We start from the raw sequence: 24,493 nt of genomic DNA on the forward strand, positions 1-24,493 counted from the left end.
GTAAATTGAAAGGAGAATATTTATGAATAAATTTATTGTGTATTTTAATATGCCTTTGAATGGGTCTGATGAAAAAAGCATTGAGTCTCGTGGTTTACTTGAAGACTTGGTCGGACAAGGAAATTGGCTTCAGCTAACCGGTGAACTAATCGTTATCAAAACAAAAATGTCATTAAATGATTTTTCTCATGAATTTTTAGAGATGAATCCTCCCCGTGATTTTTTTGTACTTGATGTCCACGACTTTTATTCAAGTTATGATTCAGATTACAAGCGCAACTTGTTTAACGACTTGTAATTCGCTTAGCCAATTCATTCAGAATCGAAGCTAGTTCAGGGTCACCATTAAAGTTCATACCTCTAAAGTAGTTTTCCTGAATAACATTTGAGTCAGCCTTATCGTCTGTCTCTTTTGCATCTATCTCTAGTTGGTATTCTGTAACTTTGTTTGCTAAATGAATAATTCTTGCAGAAGTGGAGAGTAGTGTATCAGCACTGCTCTTTTTATTTACATCGATAATGTCGAACATATTTTTAATGTTCTCTAATTCTTGAGAGAGTTCTTGTTTTTCGTTCATGCTTTCTCCTTTAAGCCGTCTGCTCTTGGTTAGCTCCACGAATCGCTAATTCAAGCAAATTATTCGGTTCCCAATTAATCAAGAAGCGCTTGCCATCTTCAAAATACTTGCGTGGCAGTGCGTTATAACGTGGAACACTGAACTGTTGCTTGAAATCTTTGGCAATCGCATGAAATACTTCGCTAGAAAGTTCTTTGTATGCTTGGCTGTACTTTCCACCCAAGATTGCAAATACTCGATTGCGGCGCAACTGCAACAGTTCTGATTGTTCCCAACTGCGAATTTCCTGATCGTCTTCAAACTTGTCTAAGCGTTGTTCCAACTGATTCTGCTTATCTTCCTGCTGTTTCAATGCTTCGAAAGTTGTTGCTAAGATAGCCATTGGGTCTTTTTGAACTGAATAGCTACCAGTCTTGCGAATGCTTGGCAGGACTTCTGATGTGACCCACTTTTTAAAACGCTTAGCACTATTTAGCTTGCTACCAAAGATAAGAGCATAAACACCAGATTCATTAATCATTACCATTTCGCGTGTTTGACCTGAGTCGGTGAAACGCCGACCCAGCTTGTCATCTTCATCAACATGAGAACTGATAGCGTCCGCTGTTCTCTTATACCCGAGGGTTGTTGCTACATCTTTCCCTACGAACCATGGTTCGTTATCAATAAGCACCGTTCGCACTTCATTACTTTCGAAGTTGAAAGCTTTTACTTCGTTTGCCATGTTGGCCTCCTTTATGCTGGTTGATTTTGTTCTCTATTGGGAACGTTTGTTGTAAAAAAAATACCAAGTGTTCCTGAATCATAACCAAGAATTTCAGCAGCCTTAGCTAACTCATCTGCTCCAATTGGAATAATTCCTGATTCTCGTTTAGCATACGGTGAACGGGTTTTCCATCCCATTCGTTCTGCCATTTCGTCTTGCGTGAATCCTGCTGCTACTCGCTCAGCCTTCAAACGATTAAGATTAACAATCATATCTATCCTCCTTTCCGTTCCCTTTCGGGTACACTAATATATTATTATGTCCGTTCTCGTTTGTCAACAATTTTGTCAAAAAAAAATATTTTTGCTTTTTTTATCAATATTATTGTATCCAAACGGGAACGGTGCTATAATTTGGTTATTGATTCGAGAGGTACATATAATGAGAACTAATCAAGAAATCATTTCTATTTTAAAAGATAGAACAAATGAAAAAAATATATCTATGAGTGAATTAGCTCGCCAAGTAGACATGGCTAAATCAGCAATTTCAAGATATTTCAATGGAACAAGAGAGTTTCCTCTTAATAGAGTTAATGATTTTGCAAGAGTTCTTGGACTTACTCCTGAATATATATTGGGAGTTGGCGTTAGTCATAATGAGTTAATATCCGTTTATGAAAAGTTGAATCCAAATCGTCAGACAAATGTATATAATTACGCTAACGACCAATTAGAAGAACAAAACAAAGTTGTTCAAATGCCAACGACCAACACTGTTGAAGTGTATGGTGCTGTATCTGCCGGTACGGGTGAATACATGGTCGATAATCAACCTGAAGAAGTTGACTACAGTGGCACTGTTCCAGAACACGACTTCGCCGTTACTGTTAATGGTGACTCGATGACTCCCCTGTTCGATGATAAACAAATCATCTTCGTTAAGAAGGCACAGGAAGCTCGTTCAGGGCAGATTGTCATTGCTGACTATGATGGTCAAGCATATGTTAAGAAGTTTGTGCATGACAACAACGGTTGCCGTCTTGTATCTTTAAACAAGAAGTACAATGACATGCCAGTTAATGAACAGCACGAGTTCTCAATTTTTGGAATTGTCATTCTTTAAACCGCACAAGCGGTGTACATATTACGTGCAAGGCTGAACCACGTTAAACGGTATATTTTTTGGAGGTAATTTATATGAATTGTGCAATTTGTGGCAATAAATTAAAAATTTTTCGTAGTTATAAAGTAAATAAAGTTAGACTTGATTACATCAGGAGGATTTGTATTGATTGTGTCAAAAAACTAGGTATAACTAAAATTGATTCAGAAACAAAGCAATCATTATTGCTGTCTCACATTGAAGATTTAAAAAGACTAATTGAAAATAAAGAAAAGTTTAGTACACGTATTCAGTTAGAGAGGGCTTCAGTCGAAAAAGAAAATGAAATACAAATTAAAAATGAACAAGAAGAAAAATTTAAAGATGTAAAAAATGAATTTACTATTCACGGATCAATATATTCAAATGTATTTTTACGTGATGATAATAAACAAATTCTTTTAACAAAAAACAATCAAAATTGGTATAAAATTTTTAAATACTCTGAACTTGAAACGTTTGAACGTAATATTGATGAAGATGTTTCTTATAAAACAAATAAAAAACACGGTATCACAAGAGCAATTGCAGGTAATGCTATTGCTGGTCCAGTTGGAGCTATTATTGGTTCTGGGACTGCAAAAAGTAATTCAGTTGAAAATCATCGAATAAAATCAATTACTTTTTCAATTAGGTTCACATCAGGATATTTATATACAATCATTTTTTCAGGAATAGATAGTCAAATAAAAATTGCTGATTCGTTATATTTGCATCTAAACGGAATTATCAGTTCAAATCAAAGAGACAATAAAAAAACTATCATGTCTAACAACAACGAATTAAATAATTTAACTAAACTAAAAGAACTACTAGATGATGGTGTCATTACTGAAGAAGAGTTTACAGCTAAAAAGAAGCAAATATTAGGTATCTAATAAACGCCCTCTTGGGCATACATACACTTATAAGGCGCAAGCCTTTTTCTTTGTGCCAATTTTCAGAAAGGAGCAAAAATATGGCAGGAAGTATTGAAAAAACATCCACTGGAAGATACTGGGCACGTGTTCGAGTCAAGATTGATGGCAAATCTGTCCAACTTTCAAAAACGAAAGACACTAAAAAAGAAGCTCAATTATGGATAGCGCAACAGCTAACAACTAACCACGATTCAAAAGAAAATAAATATAAAAAAATGCTGTTAGCTGACTACTTTGAACAGTGGTATACCAGTTACAAATTTGATAAAGAATTTTCAACTGTGCACCAATACAAGTCAACGTTATCAGTAATTAAAAAATTAATTCCTAAAATGAAATTGGTTGACTTTGATCGCACCGAATTTCAAAAGTTCATTAACATTTACGGAGCTGACCACAGCAAGCAAACCGTTGCCAAGCGAAAAAACCACTTAACTCAGTGTCTTAAAAATGCCTATGCTGATGGCGCTATTAAAAAAGACCCTACCATCCTGATTAATTTAGTGGGCCAAAAAGGGCGTCCTTCCGATTCAAAATACTTAGAGGCAGATGATTTTTTGAAATTGGAACACTTTGTTGAAAATAAATTGGATAAAAACGCCTATTTAGCAATTTACATTGGCATTCATACAGGCGCACGAATTGGCGAAATAATGGCTCTAAATTATGAGGATTTCAATCAAGAAACAAAAGAGCTAACGATTAACAAATCAATTGACCCTAATGGACGTATCAAGAGCACCAAGACAGAATCCAGTAGACGAGTGATAGCAGTAGATGACAAATTATTAAATGTGGTACAAGGTAAGTCTGGGCGAATTATTACTGCTAGTAACAACTGGATAAATCGAACTTTGAAAAAGATAGCCAAAGAAATCAATATAAAGCCAATCACGTTCCACGCTCTTCGGCATTCTCATGGCTCATTTTTGATCAGTAATGGCGTATCAATTAATTATGTATCTCAACGACTTGGCCACCGTGATATTTCAATCACGCAGAAAATTTACACCCACCTTTTGATTTTGGAGAAAAAACCTCAAGAGCAAAAAACCGTTGCTCTTTTTGATTGATAGAATTTATCACACTTTTATCACACTTTATTTATAATTATTGGTAATTATTAGTATTTTTATATTAAAACGAAATAAACAAAAACCGCTACCTAATCACGTTAATGCGACTAGATAGCGGTTTTTAATTTTGTGTGATATTTTATGAAAATGCCGACGAAAGGATTTGAACCTTCGACCCCAGGTTTACGATACCCGTGCTCTACCAACTGAGCTACATCGGCATAACTCCGACTGCCGGGCTCGAACCGGCGACAACCTGATTAACAGTCAGGTGCTCTACCAACTGAGCTAAGTCGGAATGATTTGTCGTTTAAAACAACTATTACATTATGCCATTTACAGCGGGGGCTGTCAATCATTTTCACACATTATTTTACTAATTTTTTTAAAAATCAGGCTAAGCCTAGACCAGCATTCAAGGCCATCCTTTGACACTGACAAAGTGCCGCCTTACAATGTAGGCATAACCGGATAGAAAAGGAGACTTCACATGAATGTTACTGTTTTTGGTAAAGGAAATATTGGTTCAGCCGTTGGTGCCCAATTAGAAAAAGCCGGCAACCAAGTCGACTATGTGACAACCGAACATAAGGCGGACACGGTAGCCGATTTAGTTATCTTGGCTGTCCCCTATGTTGCTTTGGCAAGCATCGCCAAAGAATACCAGCAAAAATTTGCCGGAAAAACAATTGTTGAAACCACTAACCCTGTTAATTTTAAAACTTTTGACAGCCTGGATGTCCCAGCTGACTCTTCAGCGACTGCTCAATTACAGGCTGATTTACCAGACAGTCATGTCTTAAAGGCCTTTAATACCATCTTTGCAGCCAACATCACAACCGGTAAGGTCGGCAGCAATCCCACTGAAGTTTTGACCGCCGGTGATAACAAAGATAGTAAGGAATTGTTGCAAAAAGCCTTTGAGGGCAGCGACCTCGATGTTGTCGATGCCGGATCTTTGCGTCGCGCCCGTGAATTGGAATCGATTGGTTTCTTGCAAATGACCTTAGCCGTGACGAAGCAAATTGCTTGGACTGGTGGCTTTGCCGTTGTAAAATAACCTTATTCAAAAATTGTTTTTGCGGAGCTGGATACTAATCCAGCTCTTTTTTGTTGATGACTGAAAGACGCATTTACAATAAAAATCAGAACAACTTTCAATTCAAAAAAGACCAGACATTTCTGTCTGGTCTTTTTAATACTCCGACTGCCGGGCTCGAACCGGCGACAACCTGATTAACAGTCAGGTGCTCTACCAACTGAGCTAAGTCGGAATAAAGCGCTTGGCTCAACTATATTAGTATACAAAATTGGGCCAAGCGTGTCAACTATTTATTAGTAAAATAAAAAATTATTCTGGACGCATTGTTGGGAACAAGACAACGTCGCGAATCGAAGCTGCATCCGTTAAGAGCATGACCAAACGGTCAATTCCAATTCCCAAACCACCTGTAGGTGGCATACCGTATTCCAAGGCCTCTAAGAAGTCTTCATCAATCCCTTCGGCTTCGTCATTACCGTTATCGCGTTCAGCTGCTTGTGCTTCAAAACGAGCTCGCTGGTCGATGGGATCGTTCAATTCGGTAAAGGCATTGGCAAATTCAGAACCAACGATATACAGCTCAAATCGGTCCGTAAAGCGTGGGTCATCAGCATTCTTCTTGGCCAATGGTGAAACTTCCACTGGGTGGCCATAGACGAAAGTTGGCTGTTCCAACGTATCTTCAACAAAGTTGTCAAAGAATTCGTTGATGATGTGACCAACCTGCCAGTACTGTTCGTACTTGACATGGTGCTCGTCCGCCAATTGACGAGCTTCTTCAACCGTCATTTCTGGCCAGAAATCAACACCAGTCTTTTCCTTGATCAAGTCAACCATATGCTTACGAGCAAATGGCTTTGACAAATCAATATCAGTGCCTTGATAGTTCACTTGCAAATCAGGATGAACGACCTTAGCGGCCGCGCGGAAGATGCCTTCCGTTTCGTCCATTACGTCTGTGAAATCCCAATAAGCGGCATATGATTCCAAGGTTGTAAATTCAGGATTGTGCTTTGGATCCATTCCTTCATTTCGGAAAATCCGACCGATCTCATAAACCCGTTCCATACCCCCAACAACCAAACGCTTCAAATACAATTCAGTTGCAATTCGCATGTACATATCAATGTTCAAGGCATTGTGGTGGGTAATAAATGGCTTAGCGGCGGCACCACCGGCTTGCGTTTGCAAGATTGGTGTTTCCACTTCCAAGAAGTCATGACCATCCATAAAGGCCCGGATTGCCGAAACAATCTTTGAACGGTTTTGGAACCGAGTCAAAGATTCCTTGTTGGCAATCAAATCGAGGTAACGCTTACGGTAACGAGTTTCAACATCTGAAATACCGTGGAACTTATCGGGCATTGGACGCAAGGCCTTTGACAAGTGAGTCAAGTGCGTTACCAAGATGGTTAATTCACCAGCCTCAGTCTTCATCATCTGACCCTTAATTCCTAAGAAGTCACCCAAATCAGCACGCTTAATGATTGGATAGTTATCACCCAAGTCATCACGGCGAGCATAAACTTGAATTTCACCTGAGCGGTCACGGACGTCGGCAAAGATAACCTTTCCGGCGCCACGCTTGGCTACCATGCGGCCAGCAATGATGACCTCTACAGGGTTTGCTTCTAACTCTTCTTGTGTTTTCCCATCGTATTGTTCGTGGAGGTCCGCTGCAAGAGCGTCTCGGTCAAAACGATGTCCAAATGGATCAATGTTCAAATCATCAACCAGCGCCTTCATCTTTTGGCGGCGGGCGACCATTTGATCATTTAAGGCTTTTTCTTCAGCCATGTCTATCTACCTTCCTGTCGGCGAATATTCGCTCATTTATCTTGTTCCAGTATAACAAAACAACGGCCAAGACAAAAGGGCAAACCGCCTGGTTTGCCCGTCTCATCGTCTTTTTCCGCTTTTTAAAAACCGTTAGTCTTTATTTTTTTCGTTATCGGAAGCTGATTTTTCATCATCTTTTTCTTCTGCTTCGGCTTCGCGCTTTAAAATCTTACTTAAGATTCCTTCTAGTTCATTAGCTTCAAAATAGTGCTTCTTGCCTGAGAAACGACCCACGACTTCAGCCCCACCATCTTCATCAATCATTGCCTGCACTTCATGAGATGGCAACGTCGCTAACATTTCACCATAGGCTTCCTTTGGTGGCTCAGCGGCGATACCAACCGCGACAGAAGCCAAGGACGTATAGTTATCCTTACCCAAAAGGTCATCCAAAACTGCTAGAGGACCCTTCTTTTCAGACAATAACTTCGAAAGTGGTGTCATCTGCTTCAAATGCTCATCCAATTGATCCAACTGGGCATCTGTTGCTCCTGGCAATGCCTGGACCAAAAAACCACCGGCAGAAGCGACCGTGTCGTCCGGATTCATCGTCACACCGACGCCAATTACGGATGGAATCTGTTCAGATTGTGTCAAATAATAGGTGAAATCATCACCGATTTCACCTGAAACAATAATTGATTGACCGAGGTAAGGCTTCGAATAGGGTGCTAATTTCGTCACTTGGAAAGAACCGTGGTTGCCGACAGCACCAGCTACGTTCAACTTGTCGTCATCGTTGACGATTGGTTCCAATTGAGGGTTGGTTACGTAACCGCGAACCGCCCCATGGGCGTCCGCTTCCGTCACCACGTTACCAATCGGTCCCTTACCGTCCATCTTCACACCAAGACGCTCTTCACCCTTCAGGGTTGCCTGAGCCAAGATTTCAGTGGCTAGTAAAGCCCGGCCGAGGACAACCGTCGCAATCCGTGAGGCATGGTGCGCACTTGCTGCTTCCTGGACTAATTTTGTCCCGTCAATGGCAAAGGCACGGAAAGCCTCATCTTTTGTAATAACCTTAATTAATTGATCTGACATAAGAATTCCTTTATTTGTTCTTGTCTTTATTGTAAAAGAAAAAGCCGGCCTAAGCCAACTTTTTTAAAAAAACTTATTTATCTGAATCGGTCGTATCGTCTGCAGATTCTGCTTGGTCATCATTTTGATCAAGAGGCTTTGTTGGGTTGTCATCACCCTTTTGCTCTTCATCTTCCACTTCGTCTTCTTTGTGGTCCAAAGAAGCCTTGGTTTCATCAAATGACTTAGCATCATCTTCGTCTTCTTCACCCTTCTTGGTGAAGTGACCAGTTTCGTAGATGTCCTTGATTTGCTTTTCATCCAATGATTCAACATCCAACAAGGCATTAGCAATCGCTGCCAACTTATCCTTGTGTTCCGTCAAAATCTTGGTTGCTTCCTCAAAGGCTTCCTTAGTAATACGACGAACTTCTTCATCAATTAATGCAGCTGTTTCGTCTGAATATGACTGTGCACCGCCTTGTTCGCTATAACCAACAGAAGCATTTCCTTCAAGCTGAACCATGCCCAACTTTTCAGACATTCCATAGGCCGTCACCATTTGACGGGCCAAGTTCGTTGCCTGCTGGAAATCGTTCGCAGCACCAGATGAAGCTTCGTTAAATGTTACCAATTCGGCTGCACGTCCACCCATCAAACCAGCCAATTGTTCCTTGGCCTCTGAATAACGGATGTTGTAACGGTCCGTCTTTGGCGTCATCAAAGCATAACCACCAATGCGTCCACGTGGCACAATCGTGACCTTCCGAACAACAGAAGCGTTCGAACTAACCAAACCAACCAAGGCGTGACCGGCTTCGTGGAAGGCAGTTGTCTTCCGTTCCAAATCAGACATTGCCCGGTTTGCCTTAGCAGGTCCCTGGAAGATTCGATCTTCAGCTTCATCCAAGTCAGCAGAGTCGATTAACTTCTTGTCGCGACGAGCAGCCAACAAAGCAGCTTCGTTCAACAAGTTTTCCAAATCAGCCCCGACATAGCCAGGTGTTTGGTGGGCAATCGCCTTCAAATCAACGGCTGGTGCCAATGGCTTGTTCTTGGCGTGAACCTTCAAGATTGCTTCACGACCCTTAACGTCAGGAGCGCCAACTAAAATCTTTCGGTCAAAACGACCTGAACGAAGCAAGGCTGGATCCAAAACGTCAGAACGGTTGGTTGATGCCAAGATGATAACGCCTTCAGAGTTTTCAAATCCATCCATTTCGATCAGGATTTGGTTCAACGTCTGTTCACGTTCATCGTTGCCACCGCCAACGCCAGAACCACGACGGCGGCCAACGGCATCAATTTCATCAATAAAGATAATGGCAGGAGCAGCCTTCTTTGCTTGTTCGAACAAGTCACGAACACGTGAAGCCCCAACACCAACGAACATTTCAACGAAGTCTGAACCAGACATTGAGAAGAATGGTACAGAAGCTTCACCGGCAACAGCCTTTGCTAGCAATGTCTTACCAGTTCCGGGAGGGCCCTCAAGTAAGACACCCTTTGGAATGCGGGCACCCATGTCCACAAACTTCTTTGGTGACTTCAAGAATTCAACCACTTCAACCAGTTCTTCCTTTTCTTCGTCAGAACCAGCGACGTTTTCAAAGCGAATCTTGTTGTCCTTCGGATCAGAAGGCTTAGCCTTTGACTTACCGAAGTTCCCCATCATGCCGCCTTGACCACCCTTACCGCTTGATTGGGACATCATCAAGTAAAAGACACCAACAATCAAAAGTAATGGCACGATTGAAATAATCAAGTTCAACCAGAAGCCTGAAGATGGTGCTGGCTTCGTCGTCATATCCGTGTTGGTCTTCTTGGCCAAATCAGTAATCTGCTTCAATGATGAATCATTTTCCAAGACAGAAGTTGAGAACTTCGTTGTCGTCGTCTGATTTGCCAAAAGGCTATTCAAGCCTTGACCAGTCGATGAAGACTTTTGGCTATTCTTATAAGTTCCAGTCACTGTGTAAACATCGTTACCAGGCTGGATTGTGAAAGAGTCAATCTCTTTGTCGGACAATTGCTTAACGAAGTCAGACGATGATAGCGTCTTTGTTCCGCCATTTGACCCACCAACTAGTGAGTAAATTCCAGCAATAACCGCCAAGAAGATGATGACATATAGAAAGGAGCTTCTAAAGAAGCCACCGTTATTTTTTTTCATCGGGAGTCCTCAATCTTGATAAAAGTTGCTATGAATTATACGGGTTTGAGATTAAATGGATGTTAACTATAAATATCCTTCTTCAGGATACCAACATATGGCAAGTTGCGATACACACCTGCGTAGTCTAAACCATAGCCGACAACGAATTCGTTGCGGACATCGAAGCCAACGTAATCGGCATCGATTTCAATCTTTCTTCCACCCTTTTTGTCTAAGAACGTAGCGACTTGCACGGAGTTAGCACCACGATCTTTAAGTAAGTCCTTCAAAAATCGCAAGGACTGACCAGTATCAACAATGTCTTCTAAAATCAGGACATCGCGGCCAGCGACGTCTGATTGAACGTCCGTTACCAACTGAATTTCATTAGATGATGTCACCCCACCATGGTAGGAAGAAATCTTAATAAATTCTAAGTCGACGTACAAATCAATTTCACGGACCAAATCCGCCGTCCAAAGGTAAGCCCCTTTGAGCACTGACAAAACAAGGGGCTTTCTCCCCGCATAGTCTTTGGTAATAGTTTGACCAAGTCTGACCGCTGCTTCGTGGATCTGTTCTTGGTCAAATAATACTTCTTCGATATCGTTATTCACTAATTTTCCTCAATTCGCCATACTAACCATTGCTTAGCTACATTCGGACGATCACGTCCGGCGGGCAGGTACCAGCTTTGTTGACCTAACCAAACAGCCAAAACTGTCTGACTTTGATCTTTTAGCAACCAGGTCCTTTCCCGTAATGTGACCGGAATTTTTTTGTCAATCAAAAGCCGTCGCACTGATTTTGTTCCACTTTTCAGAGGGATACGGTCATCTTTTTTTGCCAAAGATAACGTCAAGTCACCCACTAGATGTTCGGGTAAAATCAGGGCCTGATCAGCTTTTTGCGGGATTTTTTGGGTCCACAAAAGCTGGCTACGGTCAAAAAATTGCCATTGGTCTAATTTTAACACAAGTTCTTCGGGCTTTCGGTCATTTTTTGCAGTTTTTTCTTCTTTTATAAGTTGAACCTGCGAATAAGCCTTCACCATTATCCAGCCATCCCCCAAATCAACCTGGCCATTTGGTTTTTGATCATTAGCTAATAGGGATAAAATGGCGACCATTTGTCCGTTTTTAACTTGATAGATACCCTGCTTTTGCAACCACAGTAAGATTGTTTTCTTCCACCAAGGTTTTGGCACCTGGTGAAAATCGGCTTGGAAAGTTGGAAGAAATGCCTTTGTCTGTTCTTGCAGTAATGCCTGGTCAGAAGCTTCCTGCTTAGCAAAATCAGCTAAATGGTCTTTTGCTTTGGCATTAATGGCCGTTAAGGCTGGAATAATTTCATGACGTAGCTGGTTACGGCCCGTATAACTAGGGTCTGCATTCGTCGCATCTTCCCGCCAATCAATCTGGTTATCCTGAGCGTAGTTTTTCAACTCCTTCTTGGCAACATCAAGAAAGGGCCGCAAGTAATACTGAGACCGGCCCATTATCCCCGACTTCTGCTGGGCTAAACCACCTCGAATTAATTGTAATAGCAGCGTTTCCACCTGGTCATCCTGGTGCTGGGCCAAAACAACAGCCTGGGAACTCGTTTCCTGGGCAACTTGATCAAAAAATTCATAGCGCACCTTTCGCGCCCAAGCCTCCACGCCGCTTTTTCCGGGCGCGGTCACCTTTTTAACGTAACAGGGAATTTGACGGTCTTGACACTGATTTTTCACAAAAGCCTCATCGCCATCGGAAGCGGCACCGCGCAGTTGATAATTAACATGGGCAACGACCAGGTCGATATCCGGCCGAAACCGATGCAATGAATCCAGGAGCGTCATGGAATCAAGGCCACCAGAAACGGCTACCACTACCTTTTGGGGCCACTCTTTTTCTTTAATTGTCTGCGCAATCGTTTTCTTCATCGTCTTATTTTACCCATTGTCACCAAAAAAAAGCCACCCTTATCCAGGGTGGCTTTAGACAAACAATCAAGATTTGTCTGGTAAATTATAAATGGTTTCGTCCTTACGCGAGTAACCATACTTATCACGCAAAATTTGTTGCAAATAAGTTGGGTCCTTCAATTGATTGGACGTCTTTTTCAAGGACTTATTTTCCTTTTGAACGGCTTGAAGCGAAAGTTCCGACTTCGTCAGCGTCTGGTTAGCAGCGTGCAACCGCACCTGCCCCAGTACCAGCTGGACCATAAAGACCGCCGCCACGGCAAGGCCAACTAAAACAATCCGGCGCTCACGCAAGTGGTGAGCCTTGGCATAGTGCCTACGACTCGCTTCACGACGGGCATCAGAAGCAGCAATCTGCTGGGCAATCCGGGCATTTAACGGTCGAATATTTGATTGTCGGTGCTCGTTTTCTACCATCGCCCCACTCCTTATCAGTATTATTTTGACATACTCGCAACAAACTTGCAAGGCGAATTAGCGGACTTTAGACAAAATTAATCTTCCTTGTCATCTTGCTCATAGGACTCGGAAACAACTTCATACATGTCCTGTGCTTCGTCTTTTTTAACGATTTCGGCCAACTTCAAAACCTTGACCACCAAAGTCTTATTCCCGAAATGAATCGTGATTAGATCATTTGTCGAAACATTAGCAGCCGACTTAGCCCTTTTATCGTTGATTTCAATCCGCCCTTGGTCAGCCAAATCCTTGGCAACGGCCCGACGCTTAATAATCCGTGAGAGCTTTAAAAACTTATCAATTCGCATCAATTTCATCCTTTTTTGTCAGTTGCAAAACAACCAAGAGGAAGTTTCGCAGGTTATTGAGCCAGTATGCTGACTCCTCTTTTAAATTAATGGTTAACGTAACGGCCAGCTGAGCCTGCTTGCCATCGACCACCGCCTTGTAAGGGACGTCCTGCAAGGCTTGAAAAATCGTTTCTCCAGCTAATTTGCTGGTCATCGATTCAGCAAAGCGCACCGTGACCTGATTTTGCTGGCGACGGATTTGCGTCACCTCTGCCAAATCAGCCAAGTTCTTGATTCGAGAAACCAGTAATAGGCGACCAACCTCATCCGGGAAGTCACCGAAGCGGTCAATCAAATCCGACTCAACATTCTCAAAGTCTTCATCCGACTTTGCCTGACGAATTTGACGGTAAAGGTCAATCTTTTCGGCCGAATCCGCCACATAGTCATCCGGCAAGAAGGCCAATACACCCAAAATGAGTTCGGCATCCGTTTGCGTTGTCGTTGCTGGCTTGGCCTGGCCCTGCTTTGCAGCAACAGCCTCTTTGAGCATCTGAGTATACAAATCATAACCGACCGAATCGATAAAGCCGTGTTGCTGCTTCCCAAGCAGGTCACCGGCACCTCGAATCGATAGGTCCCGCATTGCAATTTTAAAACCAGAACCTAATTCCGTAAAGTCCCGAATAGCTTCCAGCCGCTTTTGCCCCTCTTCACTTGGTGTTCGTGTGAATGGATAAGTAAAGTAGGCATAGGCTAGTCGGGCTGACCGTCCGACTCGACCACGAAGCTGATAAAGCTGTGACAGACCCATATGATCGGCGTTATCAACAATTAACGTGTTTGCATTAGGAATATCAACCCCGGTTTCAATAATCGTGGTTGTTACCAGGACATCGAATTCCTGATTTAAGAAGGAATAGAGAATCCCTTCCAATTGGACTTCTGACATTTGGCCGTGGATAACTGCAACCCGAGCATCGGGCACCAAGTCCTGAATCTGGTCCGCAATCCGTTCCAGGTCAGCCACTCGGTTATGCAGGTAGAAAACCTGGCCATTACGGGCCAATTCCTTGCCGATTACATCGCGCACCAAGGTCCAATCAAGTTCCACAACGTAGGTCTGAATGGGGTAACGGTTCAATGGTGGCGTTTCAATCACGGACAAATCGCGGGCACCAACCATCGCCATGTTCAGCGTCCGCGGAATTGGCGTGGCCGTTAGCGTCAAGACATCGACGTTGGTCCTGATTTGCTTTAACTTTTCCTTGTGCTTAACACCAAAGCGCTGTTCCTCATCGATGACCAGTAGGCCAAGGTCGGCAAAGGCCACGTCGGCACTCAACAGACGGTGTGTGCCAACGACGATATCCAGTTCATGGTCCTTTAACGCCTGGATGGTCTGCTTGTTTTCGGCTGCCGTTTGAAAGCGGGACAAGTGGCCAATCCGAATCTCTGGGAAATCAGCAAAGCGTTCGACCATGGTCTCATAGTGCTGTTGAACCAAAATCGTCGTTGGTGCCAAAAAGGCAACCTGCTTGCCTGCGTGGGCCGCCTTGAAGACCGCTCGCAGTGCCACTTCGGTTTTACCGAAACCAACATCCCCAACTAATAGTCGGTCCATTGGTCGCAAGCGCTGCATGTCAGCCTTAATTTCTTCGATACTGCGAACCTGATCGGGCGTTTCCGGATAAGGAAAGGCCGTATCAAACTTTAATTGAGCAGTATCATCGGGTGGAAAGGCATAACCTTGCTTGGCTTCCCGTTCGGCATAGAGCTCCAACAGCTCGTCGGCAATATCTTCAATTTTATTTTGAACTTGTTTCTTGGTCTTTTGCCATTCGGTCCCGCCCAATTTGTTAATCTTGGGTTTCTTACCAGCATCTGATCCACCAATATACTTTTGAATCAGGTTTAACTGAGTGACTGGCAAAAAGATTTTAGCATTCTTTTGGTACAAAATGACCAAATAGTCCTGCTTACCACCATCGGCCTCGAGGCTTTGCAAGCCCTGATACTGACCGATTCCATGGTTGATATGGACAACATAGTCACCAACCTGAAGCTCATTATAGGACTTCAAGCGTTCGGCATTTGCCATCTTCCGGGACCGACGGGCCACTGGCTTCCGCGCCTTATCAAACAATTCGCGTTCGGTTAAGACCGTTAAATGACTCTTAGGCCACTCAAAGCCGGCCCCCAAGTTACCAATAATAATTTGGACCTGGTTGGCCTGAATTTCGCGATTAATGGGTACCGTCAAATCATGGTCCTTCAGTGTTGCCACAAAGTTTTGCGCCCGGTCACGGTCACTAATTAAGAGCACCATCGTCATCCCGCGGTCTTGGGCAAACTGCAAATCCGGTAAAAGAGCGGGAATTTGACCATAATATTGGTTTGCTGGCCTGGAAGTAATTTCTTCCAGGTGGGCAAACGTTAACTTATTCAAACCGCGCTGAAAGTTGGCCAGATAAAGTTCGGCCTGGTGAACCCGACCCAAAATGGCCTCCAGGTCATCCTTGATGGCCAGTGGCGGCACAATCTGGTAAGTCTCAACCTGCTGGTCAAGCCATTCCTGGTCAAGGGTATTTTGCGATAAGGCACTTTCCTGCAGGCGAGCAAAGTCATCAACAACAAATAATCCTTCTTGACCCAAATAATCAATCAGCGTTGTCTTCTCTTGAAAAAAATACTGAGCATAAGGCAGAATCGATTGATCCCGGCGGCCCTCATTAAGTGCCGTCTGCGTGCTATCAAAGCCCTCCGTGGCGTGTTTTTTCTCCACTCCCGGCAAACCCTTCCGATAAGTCGAAAAGGCCTCCTCCAGGCGTTCTTTACCAGCCTGATAGCGCTCTTGATCAATCACCAAATCAGTCGCCGGCAAGACCGTCACCCCCGTCACCGAATCGGCACTCTTTTGACTGGATGGATTAAAGGTCTTAATCATATCCAATTCATCGTCAAAAAAATCAAGACGGTAGGGATTGTCGGCCGTTGGTGGGAAGACATCAAAGATAGAACCCCGCTGGGCGTATTCTCCTGGATTTTCCACCCGGACAACCAAGCGGTAACCCAGAGTCACCAACCGTGCCTTCAAATCCTGAAAGTCATAACTTTCCCCAACCTTCAAGCGCATTTGTGCATTCGTGAAATCAGCCACCTGCGGCTCATAACGAACAAAGGCTGCCAAATTCGTCAGATAAATTCCTGGCTGTCCAATGGCCAAACCCGTTAAAGCCTCCACCCGGTCAGTCACAAAGGAATTAGACGAAACGGCAAGTTCGGTCGCCAGTGCCTCTTCAGCCGAAAACCGATAAAGATCCTCTTCTGCTACTAAATCAGCCAGGTCATTCGCCAAATCCTCTAAGTGAGCCTGGGTATCAGTCAGTACCAAAATTGGCTGTGGTCGCCGTTCATAAATCGCTGCCAACGAGGCCGCCTTTGCTGCCCCATTCACACCCAAAAAAAGCTGGCGCTCGCCAGACTTTTGTTGTTCGGTTAATTTTGTAATTGTTTCATTGTTCGTTAAATATTTTGTTAACGTCATGCTTACCCGTTATATTGATTGCTCAATTCAGCCACCTTTGCCCCGTGAACCCAATCCACGAGGGCCTGGTCGACCTTTTTAAAGGTATCATCCCAGGTGGCTAAATCGTCTTTTGAAAATTTACCCAAAACGTAATTAACGACCGACTGATGGTCATGGTCTGGATGGCCAATGCCAAACTTTAAGCGCAAGAAGCCTTGCGTTTTTGTATGGGCCATAATTGATTTTAATCCGTTATGCCCGCCAGCCGAACCCTTTGCCCGGAAGCGAATCTTGCCAAAGGATTGGTCCATATCATCGGCCAACACAAGAATATCATCGACATCCCCACCGTAAAAATCCAAAAAGGCTCGGACCGCTTGGCCAGAATCGTTCATGTAAGTACTTGGTTTGACCAACCAAACCGTTTCCCCATCAATCACAACCTTGGCGGCCGATGCATAAAGTTTCGTTGGTACAAATTCGACCCCCTGACTAGCAGCGAAGTGGTCTAAGGCCATAAAACCAATGTTATGTCTTGTCAAATCATAGCTTTCACCAATATTTCCAAGGCCAAAAATAAATTTCATCAGGGTTTCCTTTCAAACATTTCTACTAACATCCTAATCTTATCATTATAACACGCAAGTTTGACACATAAATATGTTAGGATAGAGCAAAGAAAGAACTTTTATAAAGGCAGGCAATCTATGTTTCCAAAGTCTTTGATCGTCCCTAAAAATCAATTACTTACCATCAGCGAAGACACCACTATCCAAGAAGTCTACGACCTGTTTGAAAGTAAAGAAGCCGATCACGTCCGCACAATTCCAATTTTAGATACCACTGGTCACCTCTTCCGTGGTAATGTTTACCGCCAACACGTTTATGAGTACATTGCTCGTGGTGGTGATACAAGTAAGCGGGCAACCTCGATCATGCGCAACTCAACCAAGTTTATCTCAACTTCGGCTGATTTCTATGAACTTTTCTTCGCTATTCGTGACTTACCACACATTGCCGTGGTTGATGACGCCCACCACTTTATCGGCGTCCTGACCCACGCCTCTTTAATGGACTTACTGTCACAGTCGTGGTCACTGCAAAAGGGTGGCGTTTCACTAGCAGTCAAGACCAAGCAAGAAGAACGGGGAAATCTACAACAAATTACCCGAGTTATCACCCGCTATACTAATATCGAGTCCGTTCTTTCCATTCAAAACGAGAAAAACGAACCAAAATCCATCCTCTTTACCCTGCCACTAACGGAAGACTCCCCCATCCTGCGCAAGATTATCACAAAACTTGAACGCAAGCGATTCCAAGTCCAATCCGTTGAAAATCTAAATGAATTTGTTTAGACACTAAAAAACCGATGACAGTAGAGATATGAAGCCCAAATTTCAGGGTGCATATCTCACTGTCATCGGTTTTCTTTTTTAATAAAATCAAGCACCCGCGATTACCAACACTAAGACAAGGGCAAGTCCCGTCAAAAAGAGGTTACGCGCTGGTAAATCAGCCGACTTATCCAAGTCGGACTCCAAGCCAACCGCCAAGGCCTGAGCAAAAACTAATGGGAACAAAACAATCATTGCCCACGCAAGCAGTGGTAGGTAACCTGACAGCGTTAACAATAAAATTTCTGCATAGGCAAGAACCGGCAAAAGCAAGAAGATTGGGCGGACCCAACTAGCCCGACTTTGAGCATGCTTGAACTCCTTGGCACTGATTTCTTCTGCGCGAATTTTGCGAACATCCTTGGCAATTGAAATCGACAGCGAAAAGGCAATTAAGGGAAAGGCAATCCCAAACCAAACAGTTAACAGTCCCGCAGTTGGCTTGAACTTCGTATTCAAGAGCAACATTAAAACAATTAAGAAGTATGGCAAAATAACATCAATGCCCCGCTTCAGCCGCAAAATCCAAATCGAATGGCTGAAAACAAAAATCGCTGGTAACGCCACCACGAATAAGCAACGCCAACGAGCATTGGGACCACAATGGTCCAAACTCGACTAGTGCGAGCGCGATGATAGATTTCTTTAAGAGTCAATGAAAAATCCTTTCTACGCTCACCTTGACAACAAGCGCTTACTTCTTCTGATCACTTTGATTATAAGGGGTTAACCGAATCTTTCCCTGAATGTACTCCCCAACGAAAATATCATTGATACTGGCATAGCCTTCAGCAATCACCTGATTTTCCAACCAATCCTCGTCCTGATCAATGGCATCCAACACATCAAAGTTCGCCTGGCCATCATAAATAATCGGATACTTAGGGTTTTGATCGCCGTATTCAATCACGGTCAGCTGGCCGTTTTGCTCAATCACGGCCCGCTTTACTTTGGAAATATCATAAACTTCTTGTTCCCGGAGCTTAAACATCAAATCAGAAGCCGATTGACCGGCCATCACGACAGCATCAACGTCAATTTTACCACGGTCAATCACGACCTTCGGTGTGCCATCAATAATCTTTTTGGCTAAGTGATTGTGTTCCTTTAAGAACTTCAAAATCATCACCAAAAGCGTCCAAATGACCAGCACGATAATGAACTGAAAAACGGTCACCGTTGTACTATAAATGGTTCCTCCAATGATACCACCTAAAACATAGTTTTGGACTTGGTCTAAGGCATTTGATGGCGCCAAATTTCCTTTTCCAAAAATATTAATTTGAACGATCAAGGCAATCAGGCCAATACCCAACTTTAAAATAATCGGTAAGTAAAAACTCATCGTTGTACCTCCACATTCGCATTAACCAAATAAACCTGGGTCCTAGTGTAGGACTGGCCATCTTTTGAAAGGCCAATTTGGTAATAATTCTTGCCTTCTTTAGCAATCATGCCATCAGCAAGCGAAGTCGAATTAAAGTAAACGTCGTCGGTTTTGACATGCTGTGCCTTGACGTAGTTTTTAACAAAGGCCGTCATCTGACTTTGCTGTGAATTTCTGATATTTGTGTTTTGCAAATCAGTAAACTGAACGCCTGCGAAAAAAACAAAAAATAAAAAGGCAATAATCGTCAAGTCGCGATAACGCGTATTAAAGCGATGGCGAAAAGTTGCAATCAAGCCAACAGCCAAAAGAACAAAGGTCAAGGCCACTAGTAAAATCACAACGGTATTGGTTAAGTTATTTTGTTTGGTTAAATAATCAACACTATAAAACGTCATAAGTTCCCTCCGTTACTTTATTCTAGCACAAGGGAGCCATTGGTCCAGCTGATTTTTTTAGAAAAAAAGAAAGAAGTAATCCAAATTGGACTACTTCAATCTTTAGTACTTATTTCAAAACATTTTTAACAGAAATGCCCTCAGTTTACATCATGCCGGGCATGCCTTGGGCACCAGCTGCTGGCATTGGTGCGTCTTCCTTTGGCAATTCGGCCACAACTGCTTCCGTCGTCAACAACAAGGCTGAAACAGAGGCGGCATTTTGCAAGGCAGAACGTGTAACCTTGGTTGGATCAACGATACCGGCCTTGACCATATCAACCCATTCATCAGTCTTGGCGTTGTAACCAGTTCCTTCAGGTTGTTCCTTCAACTTGTTGACAATCACAGAACCTTCCAAGCCCGCGTTCTCAGCAATTTGACGGACAGGGGCTTCAAGAGCGGCCACAACGGTCTTAACACCCGTGGCCACGTCACCTGTTACTTCAACAGCCGCAGCGGCAGCCATGGCGTTGACCAAAGCAGTTCCACCACCAGCGACAAAGCCTTCTTCAACGGCAGCTCGCGTGGCGTTCAAAGCATCCTCGATTCGGTACTTACGTTCCTTCAATTCCGTTTCAGTGGCGGCCCCAACGTTAATCACGGCCACACCGCCAGCCAACTTAGCCAAACGTTCCTGTAACTTTTCCTTGTCAAATTCTGAAGTGCTATCAGCGATTTGTTGCTTAATCAAGTCAACCCGTTCCTTCACGGCCGCCTTGTCACCAGCACCCTCGACAACGGTCGTGTTGTCCTTGGTGATGTTGACCTTATTGGCTTGACCCAATTGTTCAATGGTTACGTCCTTCAAATTCAAGCCAAGGTCATCCGTAACAACCGTACCACCAGTTAAGATGGCGATATCTTCCAAAATGGCCTTGCGACGGTCACCAAAGCCAGGTGCCTTCACCGCAACAACGTTAAAGGTTCCGCGCATCTTGTTCAAAACCAAAGTTGGCAAAGCTTCACCAGTAATGTCGTCGGCGATAATCAACATTGACCGACCCTGTTCCACAACTTGTTGCAAGACAGGCAAGATATCTTGGATATTACCAATCTTCTTGTCCGTAATCAAGATGTAAGGGTTGTCCAAATTAGCTTCCATCTTCTCATTGTCAGTAACCATGTACTGTGACATGTAGCCACGGTCAAACTGCATTCCTTCGACAACGTTCAAAGTGGTTTCAATTCCCTTTGACTCTTCGATGGTAATCACGCCATCGTTGCCAACCTTTTCCATTGCTTCAGCAATCAAAGAACCAACTTCATCACTGGCTGCAGAAATCGATGCGATTTGGGCAATTTCGTCCTTCGTTGAAACCGTATGAGACATTTCATGCAGCTTAGCAACAGCGGCTGCCGTTGCCTTTTCGATACCCGTCCGAATACCAACTGGGTTAGCACCAGCCGTTACATTCTTGAGTCCTTCGCCAACAATTGCCTGAGTCAAAACGGTAGCAGTTGTGGTTCCATCACCAGCAATGTCATTGGTCTTTGAAGCTACTTCAGCAACCAACTTAGCACCCATGTTTTCAAAGTGATCCTCTAGTTCAATCGCCTTAGCAATTGTGACCCCGTCATTGGTAATAATTGGTGAGCCATAAGATTCTTCCAAAACAACGTTACGACCCTTTGGTCCAATCGTTGTTTTCACAGTGTCAGCCAGCTTATCAACTCCGACCTTCATCTTTGAGCGAGCGTCTTCCGCAAACTTCAATTCCTTTGCCATTTTCCCTACTCCTTTAACCAAAACTGATTGAAATCATCATTATTCGTGTTAATTGTCTTGTAATTGTTGCTTAATCAACGATGGCGATAATATCTTTTTCATGGAGAGCCAAGTATGATTGACCATCATAGGTCAATTCTTGACCAGCAAACTTGTCAAACAATACCTGGTCTCCTTCTTTAACTGTCATGTCCAGCTTCTGGCCTGAATCGGCTACCAAGCCACTCCCTGTTGCCACAACCTTACCGGTTACCGGCTTTTCTTGCGTATTAGCGGCTAAGACAATGCCACCAACTGTCTTTTCGCTTTGTTCTGCAACACTAACGACCACGCGGTCTCCTAAGGGCTTTAACATGAATCACAACCTCCGTTTGTATTTTTAGCACTCATGTACATCGAGTGCTAATCTGACTTTAGTATAGCACCTAAGCCCTATTTGTCAACACGGTGAAATTCGTTTTGTTCAAAATAAAAAGCCTGCCAAGGCCTCCATCAATGGAGCTCGCACGACTTTTTATACATCTTTATTTTATTTTAAATCGAATCCCTTATCATGAGGGTATTGAGACAGGGCAGTGTTGGCAGCACCCTTCGTTAACAAAGAGGCGTTATGCTTCGTCCAATTGGAATCGATATCCCGACCCTTAAAGTAAGTGGCCATCGTTTGGTCATATTCGCTAATGGCAGCCTTCATTTGTTCGTCATCGTAATGGCCCTTCATTAAAGAACCAGCCAATGGCAACTTAGGTTTGATGCCCGGCTTTTGATCAGGATAGCCCAGTGAAAAGCCCATAATTGGCTTGACGTACTTTGGCAAGTCCAATTCCTTTTCATAAAGTTCAAAGGCCCCCATGGCGCCCGCCATGGTCACAGAACCAATTCCAAGTGACTCCGCCGCCACTTGAGCACGGCCCAAGGCAATTGAGGCCGAAACAATCCCACCTTCCAAGTATTGGTAGTGCTGGATTCGTTCTTCCATAATCGCCCGGGTTTCAGCATCCTGATTTAACAAAACCTTGTGCCAATCGACGGTAACAACAAAGTACCGAGTAGCATTTTCGATATACTTCATCTTCACCTTTTCGGTGATTTTCTTTTTGAGGTCTTGGTCGGTGATTTCGATGAAAGTGACTGGCTGAAAATTTTGCATATTTGGTCCGGCAAGAGCCGCAGAGAAAATCGCCTCGACTTCCTCATCGGTGACTGGCCGATTGGAGAAGGAGCGAATTGATTGGTGGTCGTGTAATTGATCAAGTACTGTATTTTTAATCATGTTTTACCTCACTGATTGGACAATCATTACCTTTATCTTACTAACTATGATACGCTAAATACTATCAATAAAATAGGAGCTCCCCATGAAAAAGTTACAGATCCACGTCGGCATGCGGACCGTGAAGACCGCAATTGTTGTGATGTTGGTCTTACTCGTTTATCACTTTGTCGACCGACCAGCGTCGGTTCCCGCCCTTGCGGCCGTCTTCGCCCTACGAGAAGACTGGGACAATACCATTCAATTTGCTAAAATTCGTTTAGTATCAAATAGTGTCGGTGGTTTCTTCTCGCTACTTTACTTTTTGATTCGTGAATTTACACACCACAATAGCTGGATGCCAATCATCATTATTCCGATTTTTGTTATTTGCACGATTGTGATTCTCAATGCCTTGAATTGTAGTCTTGGAATTGTCGGTGGTCTCGCCGCCCTCCTGTTGATTTCTTTAACAATTCCAATGGATGCCACCATCGACTACGTTTTTTTGCGAATTGTTGATACCTTTATCGGCGTTCTGTTTGCTATCGGTGTTAATTATTTTGGTATCCCTGAACAGGAAACCAATTAAAAATCAGCTTCATCCTAAAAATTAGTCGGTAACAAATCTAATTTTATAGGCAAGAAAAAAAGACTCAGCCGAGTCTTTTTTTAATCCATTTCAACTTGGTTATCAAGCTTCAATTCGCTTTCAATGGTTGCTAACACACCATCCTGGACGTTTGTTTTTAAGGCCAAACGTTTATGAGCATCGTGCATCAATGGCATGGCATTTGGCATTAAATAAGAATTATCGTACTTGGCCAACATTTCCAAATCATTGGTATTATCACCAAAGACCATGACTTCATTGTCCGTAACATCGTAATAATCTTGAAGAACTTCCAAGGCTGCCGCCTTATCGACACCCTTTGGCAAAACGTCAACGGATCCAAAGCCAGAACCGGTCACGTGAACTTCTTCGCCAAAAACATCTTCCAATTGCTGAACGTGTTCTTGCACCTCTTCATGAGGCCAAACAAAAGAAACGCCCAAAATTTTGTCGTCAATCTGTAAAAGCTTTTCGACCTGAACGACATTCGGATAAAACATCGACAGCATTTCCTTAAATTCTTGGCTGACGTGATTGGAAATATAGGTGCCATTGACACCAGCCAAAACAATCACATTGTCGGCTGATTGCGGATTCAAGGCATTCCAATCAATCACCTTGCGAATCTGTTCTGGTGTCAAATAAACCGCATATAACTCCTGTCCCGGTGTCGTGACTACCGATCCATTGGAACCGACAAAATCAATTTGGTCCAACAAACCGTAAGCGGCCATCGGCTCAAAAAGCTCCTTTAAATTGGCCACTTGTCGACCGGAGGCCGCGACAAAGCGCACGCCTTTTTCCTTTAATTGTGACAAAACCCGGGCAAAGTGTTCTTGATCGTAACTATCTTCACCGGATAAAAACGTACCATCCATATCGGATGCAATCATTTTAATGGTCATTGGATGCCTTTCTTGTCTTGCTTGCTAGT

At 43.4% G+C, this 24,493-nt stretch carries 26 protein-coding genes and 3 tRNA genes; 7 read left to right on the plus strand and 22 right to left on the minus strand.

Translation table 11 applies throughout. The features are described from left to right. Window positions 1-22 precede the first annotated feature (22 nt). Entirely contained in the window at window positions 23-298 is a 276-nt protein-coding gene (locus AABI08_RS03640) for a hypothetical protein (RefSeq protein ID WP_047975602.1), read from the plus strand. Here AABI08_RS03640 and AABI08_RS03645 read toward each other — a convergent pair. From AABI08_RS03645 to AABI08_RS03655, 3 genes are read right to left on the minus strand one after another with little or no spacing between them, the layout of a single operon-like run. Continuing rightward, window positions 285-578, minus strand: a complete 294-nt coding sequence (locus AABI08_RS03645; RefSeq protein ID WP_338344314.1) for a hypothetical protein — start codon at window positions 576-578, stop codon at window positions 285-287. The two genes, AABI08_RS03640 and AABI08_RS03645, sit on opposite strands and share 14 nt — an antisense overlap. Window positions 579-588: 10 nt before the next feature. Beyond that, on the minus strand, window positions 589-1,302 hold the full coding sequence (locus AABI08_RS03650; RefSeq protein ID WP_338344316.1) for an ORF6C domain-containing protein: 714 nt from the start codon (window positions 1,300-1,302) through the stop codon (window positions 589-591). Between the two features lie 11 nt (window positions 1,303-1,313). After that, window positions 1,314-1,556, minus strand: coding sequence for a helix-turn-helix domain-containing protein (locus AABI08_RS03655; RefSeq protein ID WP_338344318.1), 243 nt, complete (start codon window positions 1,554-1,556; stop codon window positions 1,314-1,316). Window positions 1,557-1,725: 169 nt separating this feature from the next. Here AABI08_RS03655 and AABI08_RS03660 point away from each other — a divergent pair, with 169 nt between their 5' ends. From AABI08_RS03660 to AABI08_RS03670, 3 genes are all read left to right on the plus strand, one after another. Next, window positions 1,726-2,409, plus strand: coding sequence for a LexA family transcriptional regulator (locus AABI08_RS03660; RefSeq protein ID WP_338344320.1), 684 nt, complete (start codon window positions 1,726-1,728; stop codon window positions 2,407-2,409). A gap of 74 nt (window positions 2,410-2,483) precedes the next feature. After that, window positions 2,484-3,326: an SHOCT domain-containing protein gene (locus AABI08_RS03665; protein ID WP_338344321.1), complete on the plus strand. Its 843-nt coding sequence runs from the start codon at window positions 2,484-2,486 to the stop codon at window positions 3,324-3,326. Between the two features lie 80 nt (window positions 3,327-3,406). Then, window positions 3,407-4,441 (plus strand): tyrosine-type recombinase/integrase, encoded by a 1,035-nt coding sequence (locus AABI08_RS03670; protein WP_338344322.1) that lies wholly within the window; start codon window positions 3,407-3,409, stop codon window positions 4,439-4,441. Window positions 4,442-4,592: 151 nt separating this feature from the next. Here AABI08_RS03670 and AABI08_RS03675 read toward each other — a convergent pair. Together AABI08_RS03675 and AABI08_RS03680 are read right to left on the minus strand one after the other, a co-directional pair. Further along, a tRNA-Thr gene (locus AABI08_RS03675) sits at window positions 4,593-4,665 on the minus strand. 4 nt (window positions 4,666-4,669) lie between these two features. Next, a tRNA-Asn gene (locus AABI08_RS03680) sits at window positions 4,670-4,742 on the minus strand. A 192-nt stretch (window positions 4,743-4,934) separates the two neighbouring features. Here AABI08_RS03680 and AABI08_RS03685 point away from each other — a divergent pair. Further along, a complete protein-coding gene (locus AABI08_RS03685; RefSeq protein ID WP_338343545.1) occupies window positions 4,935-5,504 on the plus strand; it encodes an NADPH-dependent F420 reductase in 570 nt (189 codons plus the stop codon). Between the two features lie 141 nt (window positions 5,505-5,645). Here the strand turns inward: AABI08_RS03685 and AABI08_RS03690 are convergent. From AABI08_RS03690 to pth, 10 genes are all read right to left on the minus strand, one after another. Further along, window positions 5,646-5,718 (minus strand) — tRNA-Asn (locus tag AABI08_RS03690). Window positions 5,719-5,795: 77 nt separating this feature from the next. Beyond that, window positions 5,796-7,283, minus strand: a complete 1,488-nt coding sequence (gene lysS, locus AABI08_RS03695; protein ID WP_338343546.1) for a lysine--tRNA ligase — start codon at window positions 7,281-7,283, stop codon at window positions 5,796-5,798. A gap of 132 nt (window positions 7,284-7,415) precedes the next feature. Further along, on the minus strand, window positions 7,416-8,366 hold the full coding sequence (gene hslO / locus AABI08_RS03700) for an Hsp33 family molecular chaperone HslO (RefSeq protein ID WP_338343547.1): 951 nt from the start codon (window positions 8,364-8,366) through the stop codon (window positions 7,416-7,418). Window positions 8,367-8,439: 73 nt separating this feature from the next. Next, window positions 8,440-10,518 (minus strand): ATP-dependent zinc metalloprotease FtsH, encoded by a 2,079-nt coding sequence (gene ftsH, locus AABI08_RS03705; protein WP_338343548.1) that lies wholly within the window; start codon window positions 10,516-10,518, stop codon window positions 8,440-8,442. 62 nt (window positions 10,519-10,580) lie between these two features. Next, a complete protein-coding gene (hpt, locus tag AABI08_RS03710; RefSeq protein WP_338343549.1) occupies window positions 10,581-11,117 on the minus strand; it encodes a hypoxanthine phosphoribosyltransferase in 537 nt (178 codons plus the stop codon). Continuing rightward, a complete protein-coding gene (gene tilS / locus AABI08_RS03715) occupies window positions 11,117-12,424 on the minus strand; it encodes a tRNA lysidine(34) synthetase TilS (protein WP_338343550.1) in 1,308 nt (435 codons plus the stop codon). The genes hpt and tilS overlap by 1 nt, the downstream gene beginning before the upstream one ends. Window positions 12,425-12,490: 66 nt before the next feature. Continuing rightward, complete coding sequence (locus tag AABI08_RS03720) at window positions 12,491-12,883, minus strand: FtsB family cell division protein (RefSeq protein WP_338343551.1); 393 nt, start codon at window positions 12,881-12,883, stop codon at window positions 12,491-12,493. Window positions 12,884-12,960: 77 nt separating this feature from the next. Beyond that, window positions 12,961-13,233, minus strand: a complete 273-nt coding sequence (locus AABI08_RS03725; protein WP_338343552.1) for an RNA-binding S4 domain-containing protein — start codon at window positions 13,231-13,233, stop codon at window positions 12,961-12,963. Then, window positions 13,223-16,762 (minus strand): transcription-repair coupling factor, encoded by a 3,540-nt coding sequence (gene mfd / locus AABI08_RS03730; RefSeq protein WP_338343553.1) that lies wholly within the window; start codon window positions 16,760-16,762, stop codon window positions 13,223-13,225. The genes AABI08_RS03725 and mfd overlap by 11 nt, the downstream gene beginning before the upstream one ends. Before the next feature lie 2 nt (window positions 16,763-16,764). After that, entirely contained in the window at window positions 16,765-17,331 is a 567-nt protein-coding gene (gene pth / locus AABI08_RS03735) for an aminoacyl-tRNA hydrolase (protein WP_338343554.1), read from the minus strand. A gap of 120 nt (window positions 17,332-17,451) precedes the next feature. Between pth and cbpA the strand changes: the two genes are divergently transcribed. Continuing rightward, window positions 17,452-18,102, plus strand: a complete 651-nt coding sequence (gene cbpA, locus AABI08_RS03740; RefSeq protein WP_338343555.1) for a cyclic di-AMP binding protein CbpA — start codon at window positions 17,452-17,454, stop codon at window positions 18,100-18,102. 87 nt (window positions 18,103-18,189) lie between these two features. Here the strand turns inward: cbpA and AABI08_RS03745 are convergent, their stop codons facing one another. The 6 genes from AABI08_RS03745 to AABI08_RS03770 form a co-directional block, all read right to left on the minus strand. Further along, entirely contained in the window at window positions 18,190-18,711 is a 522-nt protein-coding gene (locus AABI08_RS03745) for a hypothetical protein (RefSeq protein WP_338343556.1), read from the minus strand. Between the two features lie 124 nt (window positions 18,712-18,835). Continuing rightward, window positions 18,836-19,486 carry a DUF421 domain-containing protein gene (locus AABI08_RS03750; protein WP_338343557.1) on the minus strand — a complete coding sequence of 217 codons (651 nt, stop codon included), beginning with the start codon at window positions 19,484-19,486 and terminating at the stop codon, window positions 18,836-18,838. Then, window positions 19,483-19,926: a DUF3290 domain-containing protein gene (locus AABI08_RS03755; RefSeq protein ID WP_338343558.1), complete on the minus strand. Its 444-nt coding sequence runs from the start codon at window positions 19,924-19,926 to the stop codon at window positions 19,483-19,485. Before AABI08_RS03755 ends, AABI08_RS03750 begins: the two co-directional genes overlap by 4 nt. Before the next feature lie 145 nt (window positions 19,927-20,071). Then, a complete protein-coding gene (groL, locus tag AABI08_RS03760) occupies window positions 20,072-21,694 on the minus strand; it encodes a chaperonin GroEL (protein WP_338343559.1) in 1,623 nt (540 codons plus the stop codon). 70 nt (window positions 21,695-21,764) lie between these two features. Continuing rightward, the gene (gene groES, locus AABI08_RS03765; RefSeq protein ID WP_059393743.1) at window positions 21,765-22,049 is read right to left on the minus strand and encodes a co-chaperone GroES; all 285 of its coding nucleotides are present in this window, start codon (window positions 22,047-22,049) and stop codon (window positions 21,765-21,767) included. Window positions 22,050-22,223: 174 nt separating this feature from the next. Next, window positions 22,224-22,964: a nitroreductase family protein gene (locus tag AABI08_RS03770; protein WP_338343723.1), complete on the minus strand. Its 741-nt coding sequence runs from the start codon at window positions 22,962-22,964 to the stop codon at window positions 22,224-22,226. An 88-nt stretch (window positions 22,965-23,052) separates the two neighbouring features. On the opposite strand from AABI08_RS03770, the gene AABI08_RS03775 reads away from it, so the two are divergent. Further along, window positions 23,053-23,538: an FUSC family protein gene (locus AABI08_RS03775; RefSeq protein ID WP_338343560.1), complete on the plus strand. Its 486-nt coding sequence runs from the start codon at window positions 23,053-23,055 to the stop codon at window positions 23,536-23,538. A gap of 80 nt (window positions 23,539-23,618) precedes the next feature. Here AABI08_RS03775 and AABI08_RS03780 read toward each other — a convergent pair whose 3' ends face one another. Next, window positions 23,619-24,464, minus strand: a complete 846-nt coding sequence (locus AABI08_RS03780; RefSeq protein WP_338343561.1) for a Cof-type HAD-IIB family hydrolase — start codon at window positions 24,462-24,464, stop codon at window positions 23,619-23,621. Window positions 24,465-24,493: the final 29 nt, after the last annotated feature.

The sequence above is a fragment of the Fructobacillus evanidus genome, assembly GCF_963580165.1.
In the GTDB taxonomy this organism is placed as follows: domain Bacteria; phylum Bacillota; class Bacilli; order Lactobacillales; family Lactobacillaceae; genus Fructobacillus; species Fructobacillus evanidus.